At 61.4% G+C, this 17740-nt stretch carries 18 protein-coding genes and 1 other annotated feature; of the genes, 11 read left to right on the top strand and 7 right to left on the bottom strand.

The window, feature by feature from the left end:
- The first annotated feature begins 278 nt into the window (after positions 1-278).
- The 3 genes from MC269_RS13820 to MC269_RS13810 are packed head-to-tail and all read left to right on the top strand — an operon-like array spanning position 279 to position 2665.
- The gene (locus tag MC269_RS13820) at positions 279-938 is read left to right on the top strand and encodes a metal ABC transporter ATP-binding protein (RefSeq protein WP_239952757.1); all 660 of its coding nucleotides are present in this window, start codon (positions 279-281) and stop codon (positions 936-938) included.
- Positions 935-1774 carry a metal ABC transporter permease gene (locus tag MC269_RS13815; RefSeq protein ID WP_081139331.1) on the top strand — a complete coding sequence of 280 codons (840 nt, stop codon included), beginning with the start codon at positions 935-937 and terminating at the stop codon, positions 1772-1774. Before MC269_RS13820 ends, MC269_RS13815 begins: the two co-directional genes overlap by 4 nt.
- A 12-nt stretch (positions 1775-1786) precedes the next feature.
- The gene (locus MC269_RS13810) at positions 1787-2665 is read left to right on the top strand and encodes a metal ABC transporter substrate-binding protein (protein ID WP_081139332.1); all 879 of its coding nucleotides are present in this window, start codon (positions 1787-1789) and stop codon (positions 2663-2665) included.
- 42 nt (positions 2666-2707) lie between these two features.
- On the opposite strand, the gene ykgO is transcribed toward MC269_RS13810, so the two are convergent.
- From ykgO to MC269_RS13790, 4 genes are all read right to left on the bottom strand, one after another.
- Positions 2708-2848, bottom strand: a complete 141-nt coding sequence (gene ykgO / locus MC269_RS13805; protein WP_071997379.1) for a type B 50S ribosomal protein L36 — start codon at positions 2846-2848, stop codon at positions 2708-2710.
- 2 nt (positions 2849-2850) lie between these two features.
- Positions 2851-3111 (bottom strand): type B 50S ribosomal protein L31, encoded by a 261-nt coding sequence (locus tag MC269_RS13800; protein WP_239952756.1) that lies wholly within the window; start codon positions 3109-3111, stop codon positions 2851-2853.
- A gap of 136 nt (positions 3112-3247) precedes the next feature.
- A complete protein-coding gene (locus tag MC269_RS13795) occupies positions 3248-6403 on the bottom strand; it encodes a multidrug efflux RND transporter permease subunit AcrB (protein WP_081139334.1) in 3156 nt (1051 codons plus the stop codon).
- Between the two features lie 16 nt (positions 6404-6419).
- Positions 6420-7622 (bottom strand): efflux RND transporter periplasmic adaptor subunit, encoded by a 1203-nt coding sequence (locus MC269_RS13790; protein WP_081139335.1) that lies wholly within the window; start codon positions 7620-7622, stop codon positions 6420-6422.
- Positions 7623-7764: 142 nt separating this feature from the next.
- On the opposite strand from MC269_RS13790, the gene acrR reads away from it, so the two are divergent.
- Positions 7765-8412 (top strand): multidrug efflux transporter transcriptional repressor AcrR, encoded by a 648-nt coding sequence (gene acrR / locus MC269_RS13785; protein ID WP_081139336.1) that lies wholly within the window; start codon positions 7765-7767, stop codon positions 8410-8412.
- On the opposite strand, the gene rsmS is transcribed toward acrR, so the two are convergent.
- Together rsmS and priC are read right to left on the bottom strand one after the other, a co-directional pair.
- Positions 8406-8555: a pleiotropic regulatory protein RsmS gene (gene rsmS / locus MC269_RS13780; protein ID WP_081139337.1), complete on the bottom strand. Its 150-nt coding sequence runs from the start codon at positions 8553-8555 to the stop codon at positions 8406-8408. The genes acrR and rsmS overlap by 7 nt on opposite strands.
- A gap of 96 nt (positions 8556-8651) precedes the next feature.
- Positions 8652-9173: a primosomal replication protein PriC gene (priC, locus tag MC269_RS13775; RefSeq protein ID WP_239955119.1), complete on the bottom strand. Its 522-nt coding sequence runs from the start codon at positions 9171-9173 to the stop codon at positions 8652-8654.
- A gap of 56 nt (positions 9174-9229) precedes the next feature.
- Between priC and MC269_RS13770 the strand changes: the two genes are divergently transcribed.
- From MC269_RS13770 to htpG, 6 genes are all read left to right on the top strand, one after another.
- Positions 9230-9619 (top strand): DUF454 family protein, encoded by a 390-nt coding sequence (locus tag MC269_RS13770; RefSeq protein ID WP_239952755.1) that lies wholly within the window; start codon positions 9230-9232, stop codon positions 9617-9619.
- Positions 9620-9760: 141 nt separating this feature from the next.
- Complete coding sequence (apt, locus tag MC269_RS13765) at positions 9761-10312, top strand: adenine phosphoribosyltransferase (protein ID WP_081139340.1); 552 nt, start codon at positions 9761-9763, stop codon at positions 10310-10312.
- Between the two features lie 139 nt (positions 10313-10451).
- Positions 10452-12440, top strand: coding sequence for a DNA polymerase III subunit gamma/tau (gene dnaX / locus MC269_RS13760; RefSeq protein WP_239952754.1), 1989 nt, complete (start codon positions 10452-10454; stop codon positions 12438-12440).
- Positions 11788-11849, top strand: a sequence feature (DnaX frameshifting element). It overlaps the preceding gene by 62 nt.
- Positions 12441-12495: 55 nt before the next feature.
- Positions 12496-12825, top strand: a complete 330-nt coding sequence (locus tag MC269_RS13755) for a YbaB/EbfC family nucleoid-associated protein (protein ID WP_081139342.1) — start codon at positions 12496-12498, stop codon at positions 12823-12825.
- A complete protein-coding gene (recR, locus tag MC269_RS13750) occupies positions 12825-13430 on the top strand; it encodes a recombination mediator RecR (protein ID WP_081139343.1) in 606 nt (201 codons plus the stop codon). Before MC269_RS13755 ends, recR begins: the two co-directional genes overlap by 1 nt.
- A gap of 98 nt (positions 13431-13528) precedes the next feature.
- Positions 13529-15403: a molecular chaperone HtpG gene (htpG, locus tag MC269_RS13745; protein ID WP_081139344.1), complete on the top strand. Its 1875-nt coding sequence runs from the start codon at positions 13529-13531 to the stop codon at positions 15401-15403.
- Positions 15404-15825: 422 nt separating this feature from the next.
- Here the strand turns inward: htpG and MC269_RS13740 are convergent, their stop codons facing one another.
- On the bottom strand, positions 15826-16695 hold the full coding sequence (locus MC269_RS13740) for a LysR substrate-binding domain-containing protein (RefSeq protein ID WP_081139345.1): 870 nt from the start codon (positions 16693-16695) through the stop codon (positions 15826-15828).
- 181 nt (positions 16696-16876) lie between these two features.
- Between MC269_RS13740 and MC269_RS13735 the strand changes: the two genes are divergently transcribed.
- On the top strand, positions 16877-17722 hold the full coding sequence (locus tag MC269_RS13735; protein ID WP_239952753.1) for a DUF6024 family protein: 846 nt from the start codon (positions 16877-16879) through the stop codon (positions 17720-17722).
- Positions 17723-17740: the final 18 nt, after the last annotated feature.

Genomic DNA, 17740 nt, shown 5'->3' with positions numbered 1-17740 from the left:
AGACGGTAAAACCTGTCATTGTTATTCGTTTAGCCTTTTTTCTCGCCAAATCAGCGCAATGGCGTATCTCTGCTGCCAGCCGTTGCGGCCCGCTGATAACTTTTGAAACAGTTTGCTCTCGCCGCCCACCTGCAGATAAGGTAGTGTATTGTTATGTTATAACATATTGAGTGGATCATGAATCAAAGTGGAATGCTGCTTTCACTGGGTGGTCGGGTGGCGGTCGCGCTGCTGGTCATCGCGCTGCTGACGCTGGCGATGGTATGGGGAATGCGTGCGTGATGCGTTTTACCCAACTGCAGGCGGGTTATCAGAAGGTCGCGGTCACCCCGGAAATTAATGCTGAACTCATGGCGGGAAGCATGACGGCGCTAATCGGCGCCAACGGCAGCGGCAAGTCAACGCTGCTGAAAACCATCGCTGGCCTGCTGCGGCCGGTGGCCGGCGCGTGCGAGCTAAGTCTGCCGCGCAAAGCGATCGGCTGGATGCCGCAGCGCAGCGAGCTGGAGACGCGCTTTCCCTTAACTGTATTTGAGCTGGTGTCGATGGGCTGCTGGCCGCGCTGCGGCTGGTTTGGCGGCATCGACCGGCAGATGCGGCGCGAAATCCATGAGGCGCTGGAGGCGGTGCAGATGCAGACGTTCACCGGCGCGCAGCCCGCCACGCTGTCGGGCGGCCAGCTGCAGCGCGTGCTCTTTGCCCGCCTGCTGCTGCAGCGCAGTCCGCTCTGGCTGCTGGATGAGCCTTTCAACGGTATTGACGCGCAAACCGTGACGCTGCTGATGTCGATTCTGCAACGGCAGCAGCAGGCGGGCACCACGCTGCTGGTGGTGCTGCACGATCGGCCGCTGGTTGAGCGCTATTTCAGCGACGTGCTGTCGCTGGATGAGAGTCGGGATCGCCTCGCGTCCGTTTCGCTACGGCGCTTCGCATCATGACGCTTATTCAGCCGTTTATTGAGTTCGGTTTTATGCGTCGCGCGCTGGTGGCCTGTGTGGCGCTGGCCGTCAGCGCCACGCCGCTCGGCGTCTTCTTATCGCTGCGCCGTATGAGCCTGATTGGCGACGCGCTGTCGCACGCGGTGCTGCCGGGCGCCGCTATTGGCTATCTGATATCAGGGTTGTCGCTGGTGGCGATGGGCGTCGGCGGGCTGATCGCCGGGCTGGCGGTGGCGCTGCTCTCCGGTGCGGTCAGCCGCTACACGCCGCTAAAAGAGGACGCCAGCTTCGCCGGTTTCTATCTGGGATCGCTGGCGCTCGGGGTAACGCTGGTGTCGCTGCGCGGCTCCAGCGTCGATCTGCTGCACGTGCTGTTCGGCTCGCTGCTGGCGGTTGACAGCCCGGCGCTGCTGCTGGTCGGCGCCATCGCCGCCTTTACCCTGCTGATGCTGGCGACGATCTACCGGGCGCTGGTGATCGACGCCTTCGATCCCGACTTTCTGCGCGCCCAGGGCAGATGGAGCGCGCCACTGGTGCATGGTCTGTTCCTGATGCTGGTGGTGCTCAATCTGGTGGCGGGCTTTCAGGTGCTCGGCACGCTGATGTCGGTGGGGCTGATGATGCTGCCCGCCGCCAGCGCCCGTTTCTGGAGCCGTCATCTGGCCTGGATGCTGGCCATCGCCATGGCGCTGGCGATCGCCGCCGCGCTAATCGGCCTGATGCTCTCCTGGCGTTACTCACTGCCGGCCGGCCCGGCGGTGGTGCTGAGCGCCGCGCTGCTCTTTTTTCTTTCCATTCTGGCAGGACCGTGCGGCGGCATTCTCCGCCGCCATTAAACAGGGGTATATATGAAAAGGTTACCAGTAAGTCTGGCGATCGGCGCGCTGCTGATCAGCCCATTATCCATGGCGAACACCGTTAACGCCGTCGCAAGTTTTACCGTACTGGCGGATATCGTGAAGCAGGTCGGCGGTGAGCACGTGCAGGTGAAATCGCTGGTCGGGCCGGATGGCGATCCTCACACCTTTGAACCGACGCCGCAGGACAGCCAGGCGCTGGCGAAAGCGGACGTGGTGTTTGTCAGCGGCCTGGGGCTGGAGGGCTGGATGGATCGGCTGGTGAGCGCCTCCGGCTATAAAGGCCAGCCGGTGGTCGCCTCGCGCGGCGTCTCGACGCGCAGCATGGAGGAAGAGGGGAAAACCGTCACCGATCCGCACGCCTGGAACAGCATGCGCAACGGCGTCATTTACGCTACCAACGTGATGAATGCGCTGATCAAGGCTGACCCGCAGGATGGTGACGCCATTCGCCGCAGCGGCGAACACTATATTCAGCAGCTGCAGGCGCAGGACCGCTGGGCGGAAACCACCTTTGCGGCAATCCCGGTGGCGAAGCGCAAAGTGCTGACCAGCCATGACGCCTTTGGCTATTTTGGTCAGCGCTACGGCGTGGCCTTCCTGGCGCCGGTGGGCTTCTCTACCGAGGCGGAAGCCAGCGCCAGCACGGTAGGCGGACTGATCAAGCAGCTGCAGGCCGAGCATATCCACAGCTATTTTATCGAGAACCAGACCGATCCGCGCCTGGTGAAGCAGATCGCCAGCGCGACAGGCGCGCAGCCGGGCGGCGAACTCTATCCGGAAGCGCTGTCTCAGCCTTCCGGTCCGGCGCCGACCTATATCGCGGCGTTTCGCCATAACGTTGAGGCGATGGCCCACAGCATGCAATAAAAAAAGGCCGGGGAGTTCCCCGGCCAGCGATCACGACACGTCCTAACGTTTTTTCTTTCTTCCCTGCACCGCCTTGAAGCGCGGATTTGATTTGCAAATCACAAATACCCGTCCGTGACGACGAACGATCTTGCAGTCCTTGTGGCGTTTTTTTGCCGACGCCAGCGAGCTTAATACCTGCATCCTCATTCGCTCCCTTTTTTAAGAAAGCGGCCAAAGCGCTGATTAAAGCGCGCGGCGCTGCCCTCTTTAGTGAAATCTTTTTGCTTGCCGGTGTAGTAGACGTGGGAGGCGGAAGAGACGTCCAGCGTCACGTAGGGCAGGGTTTCACCTTCGAACTCGACGGTGCGCTCGGTTTTGATGGTGGAGCCGATTTTGAAATACTTATCGACGGTGGTGTCGTGGAACACGACCGGACGGTAAGCAGGATGAATGTTCGGTTTCATAACGCCTCGCAAATGTTATGTTATAAAGTAACATTATTGTGCGCCTCCTCTTTTGGAAATGCAACCCTGATCCATTCGCTGCCGCCGCCGCCATAAAAAAAGGCCGCTTGCGCGGCCTTTTGTCATTCAGCAAAAATCAGTGTTGATGGCTCTGTTCGGTCGGATGGCCTTTTTCCAGCTCCGCTTTGTTCTTGCCGAAGCGGCGGCGCACCACCACGAAGAACACCGGAACGAAGAAGATCGCCAGCGCGGTCGCCGTGACCATGCCGCCCATTACGCCGGTACCGACGGCGTTCTGCGCGCCGGAACCTGCGCCGGTGCTGATCGCCAGCGGCAACACGCCGAGGATAAAGGCGAGCGAGGTCATCAGGATCGGACGCAGACGCATACGACACGCCTCCAGCGTCGCTTCCACCAGACCTTTGCCCTCTTTCTCCATCAAATCCTTGGCGAATTCGACGATCAGGATGGCGTTCTTCGCCGACAGACCCACAGTGGTCAACAGGCCGACCACGAAGTAAACGTCGTTACTCAGTCCACGCAGCGTGGTGAAGATCAGCGCGCCGATGACCCCGAGCGGCACCACCAGCATCACCGAGAACGGAATTGACCAGCTCTCATAGAGCGCCGCCAGACAGAGGAAGACCACAATCAGCGAGATCGCATAGAGCGCAGGCGCCTGGTTGCCGGAGAGACGTTCCTGATAGGACATGCCGGTCCAGTCGTAGCCGATGCCCGCCGGCAGCTTCGACGCCAGCTCTTCCATCAGGTTCATGGCATCGCCGGAACTCTTGCCTGGCGCAGCCTGGCCCAGGATCTCCATTGACGGCAGACCGTTATAGCGCTCCAGACGCGGCGAGCCATACTGCCACTTCGCCGACGAGAAGGCGGAGAAGGGCACCATGGTACCGCTGCTGTTGCGCACATACCACTTGCTGATATCGTCCGGCAGCATACGGTCTTTGGCTTCGCCCATGACGTAGACCTTCTTCACGCGACCGCGATCGATAAAGTCATTAACGTAAGAGCCGCCCCAGGCCGAGCCGAGCGTGGTGTTGATATCGGAGAGCGAAACGCCGAGCGCCTGCGCTTTTTCCTGATCGATGGTCAGCTTGTACTGCGGCGTATCTTCCAGGCCGTTAGGACGCACGCCCACCAGCGTATCGCCGTGCTGCGCCACCATGCCCAGCAGCTGATTACGCGCCTCGGTTAGTTTTTCATGGCCGAGGTTGTTCTGGTCGATCAGCTCGAAGTCGAAGCCGGTGGCGTTACCCAGCTCGATAATCGCCGGCAGGTTGAACGGGAACACCATCGCATCTTTAATCTGGCCCAGCGCGCCCATGGCGCGACCGGCGATCGCCGGCACCTTCAGATCGCTGCTGCTGCGCTCATCCCAGGGTTTCAGGCTGACGAAGGCGATACCGGTGTTCTGACCGCGGCCGGAGAAGCCGAAGCCGTTCACGGTAAACACCGACTTCACGCTGTCCTTCTCTTTATTCAGGAAGTAGTCGGTGATCTGATCCATAACCTTCTGGGTACGCTCTTGCGTTGCGCCCGCAGGCAGCTGCGCCTGCGCGAGCAGCAGACCCTGATCCTCTTCCGGCAGGAACGAAGAGGGGAGGCGCAGGAACAGATAGGCCATACCCACCACGATCACCAGATAGATCACCAGATAGCGGCCGGTGCTGCGCACAATATGGCCGACGCTGTCGACGTAGTGGTTGGTGCTCTTGTCGAACAGGCGGTTAAACCAGCCGAAGAAGCCGGTGGTTTTGCCGTGATCGCCTTTCTTGATCGGCTTCAGCATCGTGGCGCAGAGCGCCGGCGTGAGGATCAACGCCACCAGCACCGACAGCGCCATCGCGGAAACGATGGTGATAGAGAACTGACGGTAGATCACGCCGGTGGATCCGCCGAAGAAGGCCATCGGGATAAATACCGCCGACAGCACCAGCGCGATACCCACCAGTGCGCCCTGAATCTGCTCCATCGAGCGCTTGGTCGCCTCTTTCGGCGGCAGGCCCTCTTCGGCCATCACGCGCTCGACGTTTTCCACCACCACGATGGCGTCATCCACCAGCAGGCCGATGGCGAGCACCATACCGAACATCGTCAGCGTGTTTATCGAGTAGCCGAAGGCGCTGATGATGGCGAAGGTGCCGAGCAGTACCACCGGCACCGCGATAGTCGGGATCAGCGTGGCGCGGAAGTTCTGCAGGAAGAGATACATTACCAGGAACACCAGCACGATCGCTTCGAACAGGGTTTTCACCACTTCGAAGATAGAGATCTTAACAAACGGCGTGGTGTCGTAAGGGTAAACCACCTTCAGGCCGGCCGGGAAGGTCGACTGCAGCTTGCCCAGCTCCGCCTTCACCGCATTGGCGGTGTCGAGCGCGTTTGCGCCGGTCGCCAGCTTGATGCCGATACCGGAAGCGGGTTTGCCGTTATAGCGCGCGATAACCTCATAGTTCTCGCCGCCCAGCTCGATCTTCGCCACGTCGCGCAGGCGAACCTGCGAGCCGTCGGTGTTCACCTTCAGCAGGATCTTGCCAAATTCGTCGGTCGAGGTCAGACGCGTCTGCGCGATGATCGAGGCGTTAAGCTGCTGGTTCGGCGCGGCAGGCGCGCCGCCGAGCTGGCCCGCTGCCACCTGGGCGTTCTGGGTGTTAATGGCGCTGATAACGTCAACCGGCGTCAGCTGATAGTTATTCAGCTTCGCCGGATCCATCCAGATACGCATCGCATACTGCGCGCCGAAAATCTGGGTGTCGCCCACGCCGGTGGTACGGCTGATGGGGTCCTTGATATTCGAGGCGACAAAGTCGGAGATGTCGTTCTGGGTCATGGAGCCGTCATCGCTGACGAAACCCGCCACCATCAGGAAGCTGCTGGAGGATTTCTGCACCTGAATACCCTGCTGCTGCACTTCCTGCGGCAGCAGCGGCATCGCCAGCTGCAGTTTGTTCTGCACCTGAACCTGCGCGATATCGGGATCGGTGCCGGATTCGAAGCTCAGGGTCAGCTGCAGGTTACCGGAAGAATCACTGTTTGATGAGAAGTACATCAGCCCATCAATACCGTTCATATTCTGTTCGATAACCTGCGTCACGGAGTCCTGCAGCGTTTTCGCATCGGCGCCCGGATAAGCGGCACGAATCTGCACCGCCGGTGGAGCAACGTTGGGATATTGCTCGATCGGCAGTTTAAGAATCGATAGCGCACCCGCCAGCATCACGATGATGGCGATTACCCACGCAAAGATGGGGCGATCGATAAAGAACTTAGCCATGTATCAACGGCTCCTGTTAAGACGAAGATTTTTCAGCCTGAGGCTGAGATTGCGCGTTGGCGTCAGATTTCTGCTCGGCGGAGACTTCCTGCGGCGTCACCTGCGCGCCCGGTTTGGCGCGCTGGGTGCCGACGCTGATCACGCGCTCGCCCGCTTTCAGACCCGAGGTCACCAGCCATTTGTCGCCGATCGCCTGTGAAGCGTTGACGCTGCGCACTTCCACCTTGTTGTCAGCGCCGACCACCATCACGGTCGCCTGACCGGTCGGGGTACGCGCGACAGCCTGCTGCGGAACCAGCAGCGCATTCGGGTTGGTGCCTTCTTCCAGACGCGCGCGGACGAACATGCCCGGCAGCAGTTTATGATCCGGGTTCGGCACGATAGCGCGCAGGGTGATAGAGCCGGTGGTTTCGTCAACCGTGACGTCCGAGAACTCCAGCGTGCCTTTTTGCGCCGACTCGCTGCCGTCCTGCATCAGCAGAGTCACGCTCGCTTTGCCGTCCACCTGCTTCAGCTGGCCAGATTCCAGCTCCGCGCGCAGACGCATAAACTCGTCGCTCGACTGGGTGACGTCGACATAGAGCGGGTCGAGCTGCTGCACAGTGGCCAGCGCGGTGGTCTGCCCACTCTGCACCAGCGCGCCTTCGGTGACGGACGATTTGCCGATGCGTCCGCTGATAGGCGAGGTCACTTTGGTATAGGCCAGATTGATACGGGCGGTTTCGACGTTCGCTTTCGCCACCTGCACGGCGGCGGCATTCTGCGCGGCGGTGGCCACGGCGTTGTCGTAATCCTGCTGGCTGATATATTTGGTGCCGAGCAGCGGCTTGTAACGGTTAACCGTCAGCTGCGCGATGCGCGCGTTGGCTTCCGCCTGCGCCAGATCGCCTTTCGCGCTGTCGTAGCTGGCCTGGTAGGTGGCGGGATCGATCTGATAAAGCGATTCGCCCGCTTTAATATCGCTGCCTTCCACGAAATTACGCTTCAGAATGATACCGGAAACCTGAGGACGCACTTCAGCCACACGATAGGCGGAGGTCCGGCCCGGCAGCTCCGTGGTGATCTTCAGGGGTTCGCTTTTAAGGGTGACAACCCCCACTTCCGGCGGGTGTTGCTGGGCGGCTTGTTGGGATTTATTATCATCACATCCTGTTAACACAAAGCTGCCTGAAAGCATCAGGACGGCCGCCAGAGGCGCTAATCCTCTGTTTTTATTCATAAATAAACCTCTAGTGTCCGATATCAATTGATCAATGGATCACAAACCGCTCAACCCATTGCTGCGCTAAAATCCGGGTCGTGCTATGGTACATACATTCACAAATGTATGTAAACTTGCCAGTTTGTAATAAAAGTCCCCTATGGCACGAAAAACCAAAGCCCAGGCCCTTGAAACGCGTCATCAAATTCTTGATGTGGCGCTTGCGTTATTCTCTCGCCAGGGCGTTTCAGCGACCTCGCTGGCAGATATTGCCGCGGCGGCCGGCGTTACGCGCGGCGCGATCTACTGGCACTTTAAAAATAAAGCCGATGTGTTACACGAAATATGGCTGCGCACCGACGCTGGGCTTGATGATGTGGAACTTGAGTATCAGACAAAATACCCCGGCGATCCACTCTCTGTCTTGCGCGCGATGCTGATCTATATCTTTGACGCCACAGCAAAGGATCCTCAGCGCCGCGCCCTGATGGAGATCATTTTCCATAAGTGCGAGTTCGTCGGCGAAATGGCCGCGCTGCAAAATATGCAGCAGAGCCTGCTCACCGAGTGCTATGACAAAATAGAAGATGTTTTGAAAGAGTGCATTGAGGCAGGGCAATTACCGGTGGCGCTCAACACCCGTCAGGCGGCGCTGCTGCTGCGCGGCTACGTCAACGGCATGATGGAGAGCTGGCTGTTTACGCCGGAAAGCTTCGACCTGGCGGCGGCCGCGCCGCAAATTGTCGAGGCCTTTATTGATATGCTGCGCCTGAGTCCGACGCTGACCGGAGCCCGCCAGGGCTACTGACCGGCGGCGCGCTTCTTCTCAAAATCGCGCTGCACAATCGCCAGCGCCGCCAGCACGGTCTCGGTGGGCAGACGGTTTTCCTCCAGCAGCTGGATCAAATCCACCGCCAGTTTCACCTCGTCAGGTGCGTTTTCCAGTGACATTGTCGCTCCTTATATGCGCAGTTTCGCCGCCACCAGCAGCGCGCCGGCAACGATTCCCCTTTCAGGCTCCTGAACGCGTGGCGCTAAGTATAGGCGTCAAAGGGCGTCGCCGCGCAGCGAAAGCGCCCAGCTTACTGCGCTGATCGCCTGGCGGCAGCGCGCCATGCGCCCCTCCAGCACCTCGAGATCCTGCTTCAGCTGCTGCTGCTGCGCCAGGCTCTCCGCCAGCGCCAGCCGCTGCTCGCGCTGGTCGATCATCGCCTGCAGCCGCCGTTCATATTCGCGATACTCTTCCAGCTTCTGCTGGCGCGGGCTGGCGATGGGCCGCTCGCGGCGTAGGCGCAGCTGCTGCGTGCTGGCTTCGCGCTGCAGGGCGGCGATCTGATTCACCAGCTTATCAGCCAGCCAGACGCGCTCTTGCGCATTGTCGCAGGCACAAAAGAGCTGCAGGTTGCGTTCCGTCTCCTGCAAATAGTCCGCCAGCCGCGTGCCGGTGGTGCTGAACAGCTGGCGATCGAAGCGCGGCGTGCGGCAGCGGCCGTCGGGATGCCGCGCAATCTGCGCCTGAAGCGCCGCCAGGCAGGCGGCGAGACGCTGTTGTGTGGTGGCGTCCGCCATCATCTTTTCCTTATCTGTGCTAACGTAGCGCGGAGGCAAAGGATCCAGGCAAGGCTATGCAACGTATTTTACTGCTCACTCTCGGCTGGCTCGCCATCATACTCGGCGCGCTGGGCATTGTATTACCATTATTACCCACCACGCCATTCGTGCTGCTGGCGGCCTGGTGTTTCGCCCGCTCGTCGCCGCATTTTCATCACTGGCTGCTGTGGCGTTCGCCGTTCGGCCGCTATCTGCGCCACTGGCAGCGTCATCGCGCCATGCCGCCGGGCGCGAAAGGGCGGGCGATTGCCGTGATGCTGGTGACGTTCGGCGTCTCGATCGGGTTGGTGAATATTCTGTGGGTGCGCGTCATGCTTAGCGTAATGCTCTGCGTTTTGCTGCTGATGATGTGGCGTATTCCTGTGGTGGCGGAATCGCCCGACGATCGCGCGCCGCCGCGATAAGGTTGCAATTAGCCGGGCATTTGCTTAGATTTGGGCATCTTCGTGCGTGGCTTCCCTTTTTTTACTCTCTGCGTCTGATTCATTTCGGAATCTGACGCTATGGAAGCTGCGCGATATAAAGTTTTTACCAGGCGTAACATTATGACCGCAACTGCGCAGCAGCTTGAATTCATTAAAGAGAGCATTAAAAGCATTCCGGATTACCCGAAACCCGGGATCCTCTTCCGCGACGTCACCAGCCTGCTGGAAGATCCGCAAGCCTACGCCGCGACCATCGCGCTGTTTGTCGAGCGCTATCGCGATCAAGGCATCACCAAAGTGGTGGGCACCGAAGCGCGCGGCTTCCTGTTCGGTGCGCCGGTGGCGCTGGCGTTAGGCGTCGGCTTTGTGCCGGTGCGCAAGCCAGGCAAGCTGCCGCGCGCCACCTTCAGCGAATCCTACGAGCTGGAATATGGCACCGATGCGCTCGAGCTGCATAAAGACGCCATCAAGCCCGGCGACGTGGTGCTGGTGGTGGACGATCTGCTGGCGACCGGCGGCACTATCGAAGCGACGGTCAAGCTGATCCGCCGCGCCGGCGGCGAAGTTAAAGACGCCGCCTTTGTGATCAATCTCTTCGATCTGACCGGCGAAACGCGCCTGAAAGCGCTGGGCGTCAACTGCTACAGCCTGGTCAACTTCCCCGGTCACTGAGTGACGATGGCCTCGCCGCGCGCGAGGCCAGCAAGTGATAGGCAACGCCCGCCGTCGCTGTTAAACTACTGCAACGATATACAGGGGTTGCAGCGCGTCTGCGCTCATCTTTCCAACCACATCCAGTGATCGAATCCACATGAGCTATCAGGTACTTGCGCGAAAATGGCGTCCCCAGGCGTTTGCTGACGTTGTCGGTCAGGAACATGTCCTGACTGCGCTGGCGAATGGACTGTCACTGGGACGCCTCCATCATGCTTATCTCTTCTCCGGCACGCGCGGCGTGGGCAAAACCACCATTGCGCGCCTGCTGGCGAAAGGCCTTAACTGCGAAACCGGCATCACCGCCACGCCGTGCGGGCAGTGCGACAACTGCCGCGAAATCGAACAGGGCCGCTTTGTCGATCTGATCGAGATTGACGCCGCCTCGCGCACCAAAGTCGAAGACACGCGCGACCTGCTGGACAACGTGCAGTACGCGCCGGCGCGCGGCCGCTTTAAGGTCTATCTGATCGACGAAGTGCATATGCTGTCGCGCCACAGCTTCAACGCGCTGCTGAAAACCCTGGAAGAGCCGCCGTCGCACGTTAAATTTCTGCTCGCCACCACCGATCCGCAAAAGCTGCCGGTCACCATCCTCTCCCGCTGCCTGCAGTTTCACCTCAAGGCGCTGGATGTCGAGCTGATCCGCAACCAGCTCGACTACGTGCTGCAGCAGGAGCAGATCGAGAGCGAGCCGCGCGCGCTGCAGCTGCTGGCGCGCGCCGCTGACGGCAGCATGCGCGACGCGCTCAGCCTGACCGATCAGGCCATCGCCATGGGGCAGGGCGTGGTTGGCAGCCACATCGTCAGCCAGATGCTCGGCACGCTGGACGACGAGCAGCCGCTGGGCCTGATCGAGGCGCTGGTGGACGGCAGCGGCGAACAGGTGATGACGCTGCTTAACCAGGCCGCCTCGCGCGGCGTCGAGTGGGAGGCGCTGCTGGTGGAGATGCTGCGTCTGCTGCACCGCATCGCCATGGTGCAGCTGCTGCCCGGCTCGATCAGCGACGAAGAAGAGAGCCACGCGCCGCGCCTGCGCGAGCTGGCGCGCGTGGTGCCGCCCGCTGACGTGCAGCTCTACTATCAGACGCTGCTGATGGGACGCAAAGATTTGCCGCTGGCGCCCGATCGCCGCATGGGCGTCGAAATGACCCTGCTGCGCGCGCTGGCGTTCCATCCGCACACGGCGATTGCCGAACCGGCCGCGCGTCCCACCCTGACGCCGCAGGCGGAGCCGTCCACCGCCGCACCGTCGCCGTCGCACGCCGTGGCGCCGCAGCAGCATGTCGCCGCCGCGCAGCCGCAGATGGCGCCGCCTGCGCCGCCGCCGGAACAGGTCGCGCCGCCGGTTGCCGCGCCGCCCGCCGCCGCGCCTGACGGCTCTTTTTCCGACACCACCAGCCAGCTCCTGCAGGCGCGCACTCAGCTGCTGCGTCAGGGGGCCAGCAAAGCAAAAAAGAGTGAGCCGGCAGCGTCTCTGACGCGGCCGGCCACCTCCGCGCTGGAGCGCCTGGCCTCGGTGACCGAACGCGCGCAGGCCGCGCGTCCGCGCGAGGCGACGCCAGCCAAAAAAGAGGCGTACCGCTGGAAGGCGCAGACCCCGGTCGAAGCGGCGCCGGAGCCGGTGGCGACGCCAAAAGCCTTGCGTTCGGCGCTTGAGCATGAGAAAACCCCTGAGCTGGCGGCGCGCCTGATGGAAGAGGCGCAGCAGCGCGATCCCTGGGCGGCGGAAATCGCCGCGCTGCCGCTGCCGAAGCTGGTGCAGCAGCTGGCGCTTAACGCCTGGAAAGAGCGCACGGAGCAGGGCGTTTGCCTGCACCTGCGATCCAGCCAGCGTCACCTGAACTCCGCCTCGGCGCAGCAGGTGCTGGCGGCCGCGCTAGGCGACGCCGCCGGCCAGACAGTTGAATTGACTATCATTGAAGATGATAATCCTGCGGTGTTGACGCCACTCGAGTGGCGGCAGGCCATTTACGAAGAGAAGCTGGCGCAGGCGCGTCAGTCTATCATTAGCGATACCCACATCCAGACGCTGCGTCGGTTCTTCGACGCCGATCTGGATGAAGAGAGTATCCGACCCGTTTGACCACGCTGCCGCTGTCTCCTGGATAGCGATGCGGCCTTAGCTGAGAGAGAAAACTATGTTTGGTAAAGGCGGACTGGGCAACCTGATGAAGCAGGCCCAGCAGATGCAAGACAAGATGGCCAAAGTCCAGGAAGAGATCGCCGCGCTGGAAGTGACCGGCGAATCGGGCGCGGGCCTGGTGAAAGTGACCATCAACGGCGCGCACAACTGCCGCCGCGTGGAGATCGACCCCAGCCTGCTGGAAGATGACAAAGATATGCTGGAAGATCTGGTCGCCGCTGCCTTTAACGACGCCGCGCGCCGCATCGACGAAACGCAGAAAGAGAAAATGGCCTCTGTTTCCGCCGGCATGCAGCTGCCGCCGGGCTTTAAGATGCCGTTCTGATGCAAACCAGTCCACTGCTTGAATCCCTGATGGAGGCGCTGCGCTGCCTGCCTGGCGTGGGGCCGAAGTCGGCGCAGCGCATGGCGTTTCAGCTGCTGCAGCGCGATCGCAGCGGTGGCATGCGGCTGGCGCAGGCGCTGACGCGCGCCATGTCCGAAATCGGCCACTGCGCCGACTGCCGCACCTTCACCGAGCAGGAGATCTGCACCATCTGCGCCAATCCGCGGCGTCAGCAGAACGGGCTGATCTGCGTGGTGGAGAGCCCGGCGGATATTCACGCCATCGAGCAGACCGGCCAGTTCGCCGGCCGCTACTTTGTGCTGATGGGCCATCTGTCGCCGCTTGACGGCATCGGCCCGCAGGACATCGGGCTGGATCGCCTTGAGCAGCGGCTGGAGAGCGAAAGCCTGAAAGAGGTGATCCTCGCCACCAACCCCACGGTGGAGGGCGAAGCGACCGCCAACTACATCGCCGAGCTGTGCGGCCAGTACGGCGTCGACGCCAGCCGCATCGCGCACGGCGTGCCGGTGGGCGGCGAGCTGGAGATGGTGGACGGCACCACGCTGTCGCACTCGCTGGCCGGACGTCACAAGATTACTTTCTGAACGCTTGCCGACGTCGTTCGCGACGTCGGCTTGAAATTCTCCGCACCATCCCCACATCAACCTCAACCTTCGTTCAACCTGATCCTGTTGAGGTAACAATGACCATGAAAGGACAAGAGACGCGTGGCTTTCAGTCAGAGGTAAAACAGCTTCTGCACCTGATGATCCATTCCCTCTATTCAAACAAAGAGATTTTCCTGCGCGAGCTGATTTCCAACGCCTCGGACGCCGCCGACAAGCTGCGCTTCCGCGCGCTGTCGGACGCCAGCCTGTATGAAGGCGACGGCGAGCTGCGCGTGCGTCTCTCTGTTGACAAGGACAAGCGCACCCTGACCCTGTCGGACAACGGTATCGGCATGCGTCGCGACGAGGTGATTGAGAACCTGGGCACCATCGCCAAATCGGGCACCAAATCCTTCCTCGAGTCGCTGGGCTCTGACCAGGCGAAAGACAGCCAGCTGATCGGCCAGTTCGGCGTCGGCTTCTACTCGGCGTTTATCGTCGCGGATAAAGTCTCGGTGCGCACCCGCGCGGCCGGCGCGGCGGCGGACGAAGGGGTGTTCTGGGAGTCGGCGGGCGAGGGCGAATACACCATCGCCGATATTACCAAAGCCGATCGCGGCACCGAGATCACGCTGCACCTGCGCGAAGGCGAAGATGAGTTCCTCGACGCCTGGCGCGTGCGCAGCATTATCGGCAAGTACTCCGATCACATCGCGCTGCCGGTTGAAATTGAAAGCAAAGACGAAGAGAACGACACCACCACCTGGGAGAAGATCAACAAAGCCCAGGCGCTGTGGACGCGCAACAAGTCTGAGATCAGCGACGAAGAGTACAACGAGTTTTACAAGCATATCGCGCACGACTTCAGCGACCCCGCTATCTGGAGCCACAACCGCGTCGAGGGCAAGCAGGAGTACACCAGCCTGCTCTATATTCCGTCGCGCGCGCCGTTCGATATGTGGAACCGCGACCATAAGCACGGCCTGAAGCTCTATGTGCAGCGCGTCTTTATTATGGATGACGCCGAGCAGTTTATGCCGAACTACCTGCGCTTCGTGCGCGGCCTGATCGACTCCAACGATCTGCCGCTCAACGTGTCGCGCGAGATCCTGCAGGACAGCCGCGTGACCCAGACCCTGCGCGCAGCGCTGACGAAGCGCACGCTGCAGATGCTGGAGAAGCTGGCCAAAGACGACGCCGAGAAATACCAGACCTTCTGGAAAGAGTTCGGCCTGGTGCTGAAAGAGGGCCCGGCGGAAGACAGCGCCAACCAGGAAGCGATCGCGAAGCTGCTGCGTTTCGCCTCGACGCACAGCGACAGTGCCGAGCAGACCGTGTCGCTGGAGGAGTACGTCAGCCGCATGGTGGAAGGTCAGGAGAAGATCTACTACATCACCGCCGACAGCTACGCCGCGGCGAAGAGCAGCCCGCATCTGGAGCTGTTCCGTAAGAAAGGCATCGAGGTGCTGCTGCTTTCCGATCGCATCGACGAGTGGATGATGAGCTACCTGACCGAGTTCGACGGCAAGGCGTTCCAGTCGGTGAGCAAGGCGGACGAGTCGCTGAGCAAGCTGGCGGACGAAGAGAGCGAAGAGCAGAAAGAGGCGGAGAAGGCGCTGGAGCCGTTCGTGGACCGCGTGAAAACCCTGCTGGGCGACCGCGTGAAAGAGGTGCGTCTGACGCATCGTCTGACCGATACCCCGGCGATTGTCACCACCGACGCCAATGAAATCAGCACTCAGATGGCGAAGCTGTTCGCGGCGGCGGGCCAGGCGGTGCCGGAAGTGAAGTATATCTTCGAGATCAACCCGGACCATCAGCTGGTGAAACGCGTGGCGGATACCCAGGATGAGGCGCGTTTCGGCGAATGGGTTGAGCTGCTGCTGGATCAGGCGCTGCTGGCCGAGCGCGGCACGCTGGACGATCCAAACCAGTTTATCCGTCGTATGAATCAGCTGCTGACCGCTTAAGCAACGGCTAATGTCTGGTTATTCCAGACGGCACCTTTGCTAAAACGCAGGTTGCGCTGACCGAAGAGCAAAGCGTCCCGCGACAAGGACAGAAACGCCGGGAGCGTTTTTGAACAACGCAAAGCGTTGGCCCGTTCACGGGCGCACCTCAGGGATGAGGTGCGTATCCGCGCGGGCCGAGCGACAGGGATGCGAATAGCGACTTTGCGATCGGTCAGCGCGACCTGCGTAAGCTCGCAACTACAGACATTAGGGCCGGTGCATATGCATCGGCCTTTTTTTACAGCGGTGCGGTCGCGGGTGGCATGGCCCGATCGCAAAGACGCAAAAAGCGGCATCCATGCCAGCTCGGCCTGCGCCGTCCCTGGCGCAGGACGCTTTGCTCTTCGGGCCATGCCACCCGCTCCTTGAGTTGGGTGCCCCTACTGCTGCGCCGCCTCGCGCAGCCAGTCGCGAAACAGCGTAATCTCCCCGTCGTTGCGGCGCGACTCCTTGGTCATCATCCAGGTGGCGCGGTTAACGCGCACAAAGCCGAGCGGGGCAATCAGCGATCCCTCTTCCAGCTCCTGGCGCACCAGCAGACGCGGCGCCACAATCACGCCCAGTCCGTTCTTCGCCGCCTGAATGCCGAGCGTCAGATTGTCAAAATGCTTGCCCGACCAGAAATTGCCGCGCACGTTGGCGGCCGTCGACCACTCCGCCCAGGCGTGCAGACGCGTATCGACATGCAGCAAGGGCAGGGCGGCGAAATCCTGCGCGCTGCGAAAGCGCGAGGCGAAAAGCGGCGCGCAGAGCGGCCCGAGATAGTCGTCGCTGATCAGCGTGGCGTCGATATCGCCATCCGGCGGCTGCTCAAAGCTGAGTATTAACACGTCAACATGCTCGCTGCGCAGCTGATCCAGCTCCAGCTGCGGCTGAAACTGCACCTCAATATCGGGATAGCGCTGGTAAAAGGTGCCGATGCGCGGGATCAGCCACTGCGACAGAAAGCTCGGCGCGCAGGAGACGTTGAGATGGTGACGCATGCCGGTGCGAATGCTGGCGCAGGTGGTGGAGAGCTCGCTAAACGCTTTCTGACAGCTGAGCAGCAGACGCTCGCCGTGTGAGGTTAACTTCACGCGTCCGTTGGTGCGCACAAAAAGCGGCTTGCCCATCCAGCTCTCCAGCTGGCGGATCTGGTGGCTCACGGCGCTGTGAGTGACGTGCAGGCGTTCGGCCGCCACGCTAAAGCTGCTATGTAACGCCGCCTGGTGAAAATGGTGCAGCGCCCTTAGCGGAGGTAGCCGGGTCATACTCATCCCCTGTGTAAAAACCTAACAGGGATTGTCAGTTTATATCATTTTAAAGTCCAGCCGCATTCCCCTAACCTTGCCCGCTGATTATGGCGGGTTGACTCGCAGGCAAAGCTATGCGTGGTCAGCATTTGCCGTCGTTCCGCCATCACCCGACCGATAACAAGAGAACCACAACGCGATGGCACTTCACCCCTGGGCCGATCGTCCTTCCGAGGCGCGAGACCGGTTACGTACCCTGTTGTCACGCCACTACCGGCTGGAGCAGTACGACTTGTTCTTCGCGCCTTCGCTACATGTGGCGCGCATCCTGCTGTCGCAGCTCTTTCTGCGCCAGGAGCAGGCGCGCAACCAGACGCGCTACGCCACCCATTTTCCGGTCACGGAACTCAATGTGCTGCCCGCCGTGCCGCTGATGGCGGGCAACATCAATTTCGTCGCGCATATCGAACTGCCTTACGGTCGGGTGCGGCCGCTGCACCTCTGCCAGCAGCAGGGCGTAGTCGACGTCAGCGAAAGCTTCGCCAGCGTGCTGCATGAAGAGGTGATCAACCACGCCCGGCTGTTTGTCGCGCGCCTCGATCGCCATGCCGATCTGCCCGGCGGACTGGTGCTGGTGGCGCTGCGCACCGCCGACTTCAGCACGCTGGTGCGCAGCGAGCTGCGGCTGTTCGAACAGGGGCTGCCGCTCGATACGCCGGTGCTGGCGGCGCTGGCCCGCAGCAAAGAGCAGGGCTGGCGGCCCTATAATCAGGCCAGCGTCGAGGCGATCTCCCTGAGCCTGCCGCTGCCGATCGCCTCCGGTCATCAGGCGGGCCTGCCGTTCGCCAGCTTCGCGCTGTCGCGGGCGCAGCTGGCGGCGCTGACCCCGGCCAGCGACGTGGAGCTGTGGCCGCAGCAGAGCTATCTGCTGGTGCGCGCCAGCCAGCGCGGCGGCGGCCGCAAACAGACCAACCTGACGCCGCAGATCGGCCGGCGCGTGCAGACGCTGTTCAACACCGGCGGCAAATCTGAAAAAGCGCGCTAGCCGCGCCCGCCCGCCGCA

Origin of the sequence: Pantoea sp. Z09, assembly GCF_022394795.1 — a bacterium.
GTDB lineage: Bacteria > Pseudomonadota > Gammaproteobacteria > Enterobacterales > Enterobacteriaceae > Pantoea > Pantoea latae.
Note: the sequence above shows the minus strand (reverse complement) of the source record. Positions and strands in the feature narration are given on the sequence as shown.

Excerpts from the sequence above, each read along its gene's own strand:
- MC269_RS13815 (WP_081139331.1), top strand. The coding sequence starts at position 935 with ATGACGCTTATTCAGCCGTTTATTGAGTTCGGTTTTATGCGTCGCGCG.
- MC269_RS13810 (WP_081139332.1), top strand. The coding sequence starts at position 1,787 with ATGAAAAGGTTACCAGTAAGTCTGGCGATCGGCGCGCTGCTGATCAGC.
- ykgO (WP_071997379.1), bottom strand. The coding sequence starts at position 2,848 with ATGCAGGTATTAAGCTCGCTGGCGTCGGCAAAAAAACGCCACAAGGAC.
- MC269_RS13800 (WP_239952756.1), bottom strand. The coding sequence starts at position 3,111 with ATGAAACCGAACATTCATCCTGCTTACCGTCCGGTCGTGTTCCACGAC.
- MC269_RS13795 (WP_081139334.1), bottom strand. The coding sequence starts at position 6,403 with ATGGCTAAGTTCTTTATCGATCGCCCCATCTTTGCGTGGGTAATCGCC.
- MC269_RS13790 (WP_081139335.1), bottom strand. The coding sequence starts at position 7,622 with ATGAATAAAAACAGAGGATTAGCGCCTCTGGCGGCCGTCCTGATGCTT.
- acrR (WP_081139336.1), top strand. The coding sequence starts at position 7,765 with ATGGCACGAAAAACCAAAGCCCAGGCCCTTGAAACGCGTCATCAAATT.
- rsmS (WP_081139337.1), bottom strand. The coding sequence starts at position 8,555 with ATGTCACTGGAAAACGCACCTGACGAGGTGAAACTGGCGGTGGATTTG.
- priC (WP_239955119.1), bottom strand. The coding sequence starts at position 9,173 with ATGGCGGACGCCACCACACAACAGCGTCTCGCCGCCTGCCTGGCGGCG.
- MC269_RS13770 (WP_239952755.1), top strand. The coding sequence starts at position 9,230 with ATGCAACGTATTTTACTGCTCACTCTCGGCTGGCTCGCCATCATACTC.
- apt (WP_081139340.1), top strand. The coding sequence starts at position 9,761 with ATGACCGCAACTGCGCAGCAGCTTGAATTCATTAAAGAGAGCATTAAA.
- dnaX (WP_239952754.1), top strand. The coding sequence starts at position 10,452 with ATGAGCTATCAGGTACTTGCGCGAAAATGGCGTCCCCAGGCGTTTGCT.
- MC269_RS13755 (WP_081139342.1), top strand. The coding sequence starts at position 12,496 with ATGTTTGGTAAAGGCGGACTGGGCAACCTGATGAAGCAGGCCCAGCAG.
- recR (WP_081139343.1), top strand. The coding sequence starts at position 12,825 with ATGCAAACCAGTCCACTGCTTGAATCCCTGATGGAGGCGCTGCGCTGC.
- htpG (WP_081139344.1), top strand. The coding sequence starts at position 13,529 with ATGACCATGAAAGGACAAGAGACGCGTGGCTTTCAGTCAGAGGTAAAA.
- MC269_RS13740 (WP_081139345.1), bottom strand. The coding sequence starts at position 16,695 with ATGACCCGGCTACCTCCGCTAAGGGCGCTGCACCATTTTCACCAGGCG.
- MC269_RS13735 (WP_239952753.1), top strand. The coding sequence starts at position 16,877 with ATGGCACTTCACCCCTGGGCCGATCGTCCTTCCGAGGCGCGAGACCGG.